The following is a 469-nucleotide window of genomic DNA, read 5'->3' as shown; positions in this document are numbered from 1 at the left end:
CGGCCGGCCTTCATGGCTGCCTACGCCGACGGACAGAGCGGTGTTCCGGAACTGGATGACCGCCCGTAGCGTCCACATCTCCCGTATCTATTAATAACGCCTTGAACAGGAGAGCAAGCATGCTGTTTCATACCATGATCGGATCGAACGACATCGAGCGATCGAAGCAATTCTACGATACGGTGCTTGGCATGATCGGTGTCGGTGAACCGTTGCGAAATATCGCCGAGAGCGGCCACACCCGGCTTATCTACAATAATGGGAACGGAACAAACTTCATCGTGAGCCAACCGATCAACGATGAACCTGCGACCGTTGCGAACGGCAGTACCGTCGCCTTTTCATGCAACTCATCTAAACAAGTGAAGCAGCTTCACGATGCCGCGGTAGCCAATGGCGGCACCTCGATCGAAGCCCCGCCTGGCCCACGCGAGACTGCGTCGATGGGGACGATCGAACTCGCCTATTT

1 protein-coding gene is annotated in these 469 nt (G+C 55.9%); it reads left to right on the top strand.

All coding sequences use genetic code 11. The features are described 5' to 3' along the window. Window positions 1–119: 119 nt before the first annotated feature. A partial coding sequence (locus OXR00_RS19615; protein ID WP_267389912.1) for a VOC family protein occupies window positions 120–469 on the top strand: 350 nt, incomplete at its 3' end.

It is taken from the genome of Sphingomonas sp. GC_Shp_3 (assembly GCF_026540945.1).
Taxonomy (GTDB): domain Bacteria; phylum Pseudomonadota; class Alphaproteobacteria; order Sphingomonadales; family Sphingomonadaceae; genus Sphingomonas.
The sequence above is the reverse complement of the archived record's forward strand: the minus strand, read 5'-3'. Positions and strand labels throughout refer to the sequence as shown.